The organism is Micromonospora sp. NPDC003944 (assembly GCF_053605225.1).
This window is the reverse complement of the sequence record NZ_JBSGIV010000044.1, coordinates 52,009-58,595: the sequence shown is the minus strand read 5'-3', so window position 1 is coordinate 58,595 and position 6,587 is coordinate 52,009. Positions and strand designations below refer to the sequence as shown.

At 70.8% G+C, this 6,587-nt stretch carries 5 protein-coding genes; 2 read left to right on the top strand and 3 right to left on the bottom strand.

All coding sequences use genetic code 11. The features are described from left to right. Positions 1-94: 94 nt before the first annotated feature. Together ACWER9_RS21560 and ACWER9_RS21555 are read right to left on the bottom strand one after the other, a co-directional pair. On the bottom strand, positions 95-1,594 hold the full coding sequence (locus ACWER9_RS21560) for a DUF1996 domain-containing protein (RefSeq protein ID WP_452303531.1): 1,500 nt from the start codon (positions 1,592-1,594) through the stop codon (positions 95-97). 248 nt (positions 1,595-1,842) lie between these two features. Continuing rightward, positions 1,843-2,853: a saccharopine dehydrogenase NADP-binding domain-containing protein gene (locus ACWER9_RS21555; protein ID WP_452303530.1), complete on the bottom strand. Its 1,011-nt coding sequence runs from the start codon at positions 2,851-2,853 to the stop codon at positions 1,843-1,845. A 94-nt stretch (positions 2,854-2,947) separates the two neighbouring features. On the opposite strand from ACWER9_RS21555, the gene ACWER9_RS21550 reads away from it, so the two are divergent. Together ACWER9_RS21550 and ACWER9_RS21545 are read left to right on the top strand one after the other, a co-directional pair. Next, entirely contained in the window at positions 2,948-3,901 is a 954-nt protein-coding gene (locus tag ACWER9_RS21550) for a helix-turn-helix domain-containing protein (protein ID WP_452303529.1), read from the top strand. 87 nt (positions 3,902-3,988) lie between these two features. Further along, entirely contained in the window at positions 3,989-4,525 is a 537-nt protein-coding gene (locus ACWER9_RS21545) for a hypothetical protein (RefSeq protein ID WP_452303528.1), read from the top strand. Here ACWER9_RS21545 and ACWER9_RS21540 read toward each other — a convergent pair. Then, a complete protein-coding gene (locus tag ACWER9_RS21540) occupies positions 4,518-6,584 on the bottom strand; it encodes an amylo-alpha-1,6-glucosidase (RefSeq protein WP_452303527.1) in 2,067 nt (688 codons plus the stop codon). The genes ACWER9_RS21545 and ACWER9_RS21540 overlap by 8 nt on opposite strands. Between the last annotated feature and the right edge of the window lie 3 nt (positions 6,585-6,587).

Sequence of the window (6,587 nt, the reverse complement as noted above, 5' to 3'; positions counted from 1 at the left end):
CGACGCTCTTCCTATCACCTTACCTGGTCGGGTGAGTTGGCCGCCGGCCCCCACGCCTGAGCGTGGGGGCCGTCGGTGCACACGGCGGCGGTGGTCAGCCGCCGGCGAAGGTCGTGTCGATGCCGCACTTGGCGTTCTGGTTGAGGCAGGACTTCACCAGGTCAGCGAGACGCTCCGGCTCCCAGGCGTTCATGAAGTCGCCGTGCATGGACGACGGCTTGCCGGAGGAGAGGCTGAGCCCGTCACCACCCAGCGACTCATAGTTGACCATGAAGGAGAGGTCCGGCACGGCCACCGGGTACTTTCCGGTGCAGACGCCGTTGACCGGGTCGCCCATGTGCGACCTGTGATCGGGTGAGTCGATGTTCTTGCCGTCCCAGCAGTCCTTGAACACGAGCTGGAAGATCAGGTTGCCGCCGGGGGCGCACGTCGGCCAGTTGCCGTCGGCGCTGCGGCCGACCTCGGCGCTGCCCGCGCACCAGAACTGGTTGCCCACACCCTTCGGTGTGTCCACCTGCCGCTTCGCGTCGCCCTCGACCACCACCAGGCCCGGCGGGAAGGGCTTGACGGTCGACGGGTCCTTGACCCGCGAGCCGTAGTAGATGCGCATGCTCTTGATCGGCACGGCCTTGCCGTCCTTGCGCAGCTCCGGGGTCCAGTAGGCGCTCTTGTCACCCGGGGCGTTGCAGGTGTTCGCCGCGGCGAACAGCTTGTCCGTCGTGGTGAAGGCGTCGACCTTTGGACCGAAGAACGTGTGCATGTGTGAGGCGCCCGAGAGGCCAGGCAGGACGATCGGGTCGTCCGGGGCCGAGTTCGCGACGCCGCAGTCGGTGTGGAACTCGGGAACCCGGGTGGTGCCCGGCGGCACCGCCTTCGGCGTGAGGGCGTTGAAGGCGGCCAGTTCCCTGCTCCACTTGGCCTGGTCGACCGGCACCCAGCCGCCGGCCGGCGTGCTGGGTGGGACCGACGTCGACGGGGACGCGGTGGAACTCGGCGTGGCCGAGGGGGCGGCCGACGTGCTCGGCGTGGCCGAAGGGGAGAGTGACGTGGCCGCCGGGGGGCCGAACGTGAACCAGTTCAGGTTCACGAAGTCCGACGGCGAGGTGCTCTTCATGACCGCGAAGACGGTCTGCGCCCCGGCCGGTACGGCTGACGCCGTAGCGGAGACGGTCTTCCACTTCTGCCAGCCACCGGTCGCCGCGATCGGAAAGCGGGCCAGCAGTTGACCGTTCTGCGCGCCGAGGCGCAACTCGACGGTGCCGCCGGCGGTGTTGTGCGAGGCGACGCGGGCCGTCAGGTCGACGCCGGTTATCGACACACCGTCGTAGCGCAGCCAGTCGCCGCTGGCCAGCCAGCCGACGTTACGGCCGCCGTCGGCGTCGCCGGTGCCCTCGGTCTGCGCACCGGACTGCGCCGCGAAGGCCTCTGCCTGCACCCGGCCGGGCACGGCGACCTCTTCGGCCTGAGCGCCGGCGATGTAGATGCCACTGCCGGCAAGTGTGGCGACGACAGCGGAGGCGAGCGTGACGCGGGCGAGGCGGCGGCGCTTTCGCGCCCGGTCCGGCGGTGCGACGTGCGCGGGGGGAGTCCGCATTACCAGTGATTCCTTCGAGTCGACGACAAAGCTCCTGTCGGAAGGAGTATGTGCACGTCAGAGGCATGCTTCAACTCGCGGGGAAAGAATTAAGAAGGCCGGTCGACGGGTGCCCTGGCAGCCAGCGTGGCCGCTGAAGATGACAATTTTTTAGCCTTATAATCTTAAGTCTTCTTTAAGTTCGGTCGTCCCGTTCCGGTTCAATGGTTACGGATTTCGAGTAACGAATTGTGGTCGAATTCTCGACCTCAGTCGCCGACCGGTTCGACAGTGACGGCCGGCGACAGCGCGCCCAGGAAATCGGCCGCGTCGAACATCTCGCCGGCGGAGGCGACGCCGCTGGTCCTCGTACGACCATCGAGGATGCGCCGGACCGCCTCCACGGCCAGGGGCGCGCTGACCGCGTAGATGTCCTGGCCACTGGCCACCACACGGCGGCGCGCGTCGCCACGACGCACGACGACGTCGACGGTGAACGTCTGCGCTGAGCGGCCACGCTCGTCGACCGCGACCGGCGCTGCCGCGGCGACCAGGTCGGTGGCGGCGTCGACGGTCATGTAGGTGCGGACCTCGGGTATGACCAGGTGACGGGGGATGGTGGCGATGTCGGCCATGGTGAACTCCCCGAACACGGCGCGCCGGCCCAGCGGTGGGGGAAAGTCCCAGTCCACCCTCGGCAGCTCCCCACCGGAGTGGTACTCCAACCGGCCGCCGGTGTAGCGGACCCGGCGGCCGGCGCGGCGCTCGCGGGAGACGGCGCCCGCGGCGACCGTCCCGGCCGTCGGATGCCAGCTGCTCAGTCCGTACGCGACGTGCGCCTCGTCGGCCGACGTCCAGTCGCCCATCGCCGTTGTCGCGAGCAGGTCGCCGAGCCCGCCGAAGAAGGCCATCGCCGGCACCACCGCGACACCGGCCGCTCGGGCGGGTTCGGTGAAGCGTGTGAACGTGTCGAGGTTCGCCTCGATCTCGGCCGCCACGTCCACGTACGGGATCCCGGCGCGCAGCGCGGCCTCGATCACGCCGGGGGCGGTCGACGCGAACGGGCCGGCGCAGTTGACGACCGCGTCCACGCCGGTCAGCGCCGCGTCGAGCGAGGCCGGATCGTCGACCGACGCCACCCGGTAACCGAGCCCGAACGCCGCCAGCCGACGCGGATCACGGCCCACCGGCAGGGCGCCGAACCCGCGCTCACGCAGTTCCGCCATCACGAACCGTCCGGTGTGCCCGTACGCCCCGAACACCGCCACGCTGTAACCCATCGCTGCCCCCTCGGATGATCGACTGGGTCCAGCCTCGCGCAGCGGTCGGTGACCAACCAGTGTCGGGAACGCCAACTCCCGTACAGTTCCGGACATGGCCCTTGTCGCGATCGCCGCCACCGACGGGATGCTGCACCTCGAGCTGGCGCTGGCCTGCGAGGTCTTCGCCCACGACCCCTCCGGCCTCGCCGACCCCTGGTACGACGTGGTGGTCTGCGGTCCCCACCCGGTCCGGGTCGGCCGCTTCCTGCTGGAGCCCGACGACGGGCTGGACCGCCTCGCCCGCGCCGACACCGTGATCATCCCGTCGGTCGAGGACGTCGACGGGGACCTACCCCCCGACCTGCTCGACGCGGTCCGTGCGGCCCACCTAGCGGGCGCCCGGATGGTCTCGCTGTGTACCGGCGCGTTCGTGCTGGCCGCCGCCGGGGTGCTCGACGGGCAGCGCGCCACCACCCACTGGGCCCACACCGAGGCGCTGGCCGCCCGCTATCCCCGGGTACGCGTCGACCCGGATGTGCTCTACGTCGACAACGGCACCGTGCTCGCCTCCGCCGGCAAGGCCGCCGCGATCGACCTGTGCCTGCACCTGATCCGCCGTGACCACGGCTCGACGGTCGCCAACGCCGTTGCCCGCCGCCTGGTCGTGCCACCGCACCGCGCCGGCGGTCAGGCCCAGTACGTCACCACCCCGGTGCCCGCCCGCGACGACCACCCGCTGGCCACCCTGTTCCCCTGGGCGCTGGCCCGCCTCGACCGGCCGCTGACCGTCGAGGACCTGGCCCGGCAGGCGAACATGAGCTCACGCAACCTGGCTCGCCACTTCCGGTCGGCCACCGGCACCACCCCATTGCTGTGGCTGTCGACGCAGCGCGTCCGCCGTGCCCAGGAGCTGCTGGAGAACACCGACGACAGCATCGACGCCGTCGCCGAGGCGGCCGGCATGGGCACCGCCGCGACAATGCGTCGACACTTCCACCGCACCGTCGGCGTGCCCCCGGACGCGTACCGGCGTACCTTCCGGGCCACCAGGTCCGCCGTCGGCTGAGTCCTGACCGGGGTACGCGCGGACTCGTCGCTCCTTGGCGTCGGGCAGAATGCCAAGCTCCTGCTCTGCCGGCGGTCGGGGGGTCCGATGGGCTACAGCTTCGAGCACGTCGATCTACCTGAGCCCGCCGCGACCGCGCGCGCCCACGCCGAAGCGTGCCTGGAGCTGAACGGGTCGTGCGGCAACTGGCCACAGTGCTACGACGAGTACTCGACGCTCGCGGCCGCCTACCAGTTCGCTCTCAACGCCGCCGGCATGGCGTTCTGTCGGGAGCGCATGCGCTCCGCCGGCATGACCTACCAGGCAACCCCGCAGCCCTTTCCGGACTGGCCGTTCGACAGCGTCGAGGACTGGCGCACCGACGAGCGCCGACGCGCGGCCTACCGGGAGGCCGAACGGGCGGCTTCCGCGCAGACCAGCCCCGGCAAGCTCGGGATCCCCGAGTTCAAGCTGACGAGCAACGGCCCCTGGGTGGTGGGCAGGGCCGAGATCGAGCAGGCGTCGGTCCTGTACGAGGCGTCGCCGACGAGCCCGCGCGGCGAGTGGGAGACCGACGAGCTGTGGGTGACCTGGCTCGACTGGCTGCGCGAGACGCGCGCCCACGGCGGCTTCACCGTCAGCTGACCGGGCCGCCGCCGCTGTCCGGGCGTTGCCGGGCGAACGCGTCGCGCTTGCCCCAACGCCCGGGGATGTCCAGCAGCGCGATCCGCCCGAAGGCGGACGGCAGCGCCGGGTCCACCGCCAGGTGGTCGTCGTGCGGGTTGATCCCGAGCATGGTGCGGATCAGCAGCATGCACGCCCCGCTGGACCACGCCTGCGGACTGCCGGCGGTCGGGTACCGGATCGGGAACCGGGTGGTGTCGCGGTCGAACCCGCCGAACGCCTCGGGTAGCCGTCCCTCGAAGTAGGTGGCGGCGGAGAGGATGCCCTCGGCGATGCGGGCCGCCTCACTGCTGAACCCGTAACGGCGCAGGCCCCAGGCGATGAACGAGTTGTCGAACGGCCAGACCGTGCCGTTGTGGTAGCCGAGCGGGTTGTAGCGGCGCTGCCCCTCGGCGAACGTCCGCACCCCCCACCCGGAGAAGAGCGCCGGACCCATCAGGTGCTCGACCACCCGGGGAGCCCGCTCCGGTGGCACGATGCCGCTCCACAGCAGGTGTCCGATGTTCGACGACAGGCTGTCGACCGGAGTGCCGTCGTGGTCGAGCGCGAGGGCGTAGAAGCCGCGGTCCTCCAGCCAGAAGTCCCGGTTGAACCTGTCGTACAGGGCGGCCGCCTCACTCTCCAGTTGCTCGGCGTAGCCGGGGTCACCCCAGACGGTACGGGCCAGCCGGGCCCCCCGGATCTTCGCGTCGTAGGCGTACCCCTGGGTTTCGCAGGTGGCCCTCGGGAAGCCTGGCAGCCGGCCGTCGGCGTAGGAGATGCTGTCCCAGGAGTCCTTCCAGCACTGGTTGTCCAGGCCGGTGGCGCGGTTGCGTCGCTGGTACCAGACGTAGCCGGTGGAGGTCAGGTCCGCGTACCTGTCGATCCAGGCCAGCGCCGCGCGAGCCTCCTGCTCCAACTCCAGCGCCAGCGCGGTGTCGCCGCTCCACCGCTCGTACTCGTCGAGCAGCACCACGAACAGCGGTGAGGCGTCCACCGTGCCGTAGTACGGCGAGTGCGGCTGCTCCTCGAACGCGGCCGACTCCCCGTAGCGCAACTCGTGCAGGATCCGACCCGGGTCCTCCTCCAGCACGTCGTCGGTCCGGGCGCCCTGCAGCGACGCGAGGATCCGCAGTGTCGGTGGGGTCAGCGACGGAGTGACCGGCAGCGTCTGCAGGCAGGTCAACAGGCTGTCGCGCCCGAACAGGGTCATGAACCAGGGCAACCCGGCGGCGGGCACGCTCGCGCCGCTGAGGGAGAGCGGGGCGAAGCGCAGCGCGGCCAGGTCCAGCAGGCTGCGATGGTAGACCTGCTGGAGGCCGACGCTCTCGGTGTCCAGGGTCGGGGCCGCCGCCACCCAGGCCTGCACGCTCCTGGGCAGGGTGGAGTCGTCCGGCCGTTGGGCGCGCAGGGCGGTGCGCAGGTCGACACCGTCCGGTCGCAGCGCCAGCATGGCGGCCTGCAACCGGGTCGACCACTGCTCCCCGGGGCGCAGTCGGACCGCGAACCGAAGGCCGCTCGGGTCGAACTCCGCGGGCTCGCTCGCCGACACCACCACCTCACGGCGGTACGTGCCGCGCCGGTAGCCCAGGCGCAGCTCGTTCGCGCCGACGTGCGTGTAGCGGGAGCCGGTCTTGTCGCCGATGTCGAACTTGATCTCGAAGATGTCGGCGAAGTCGGCGGCCACCTCCAGGCGTACGTCGAGGTTCATGTCCCGCTCGCCGTAGTTGAAGATCGTCAGCGACTCGGTGAGGTCCGGGCCGATGCGCCGACGGCGGATGGCCGACACGTCGGCCTGCACGTAGTCCACCGCCCCGCCCGGCACCACGAAGAACGTGACCTCGAAGTACTGGCTGTCGTCCACCGACAGCGCGGTCATGCACTCGCCGTTCACGGTCAGCATCCAGCGGGACAGGTACCGGGTGTCGGCGGCGAAGAGGCCGACCGGGGTGCTCGGCGACGACTCCACGTCGCCGCTGGCGTCGGAGACCATGAAGGTGTTCCCGTCGATGCACGCCACCGTGCCGGCGATGTCCCTCATCGG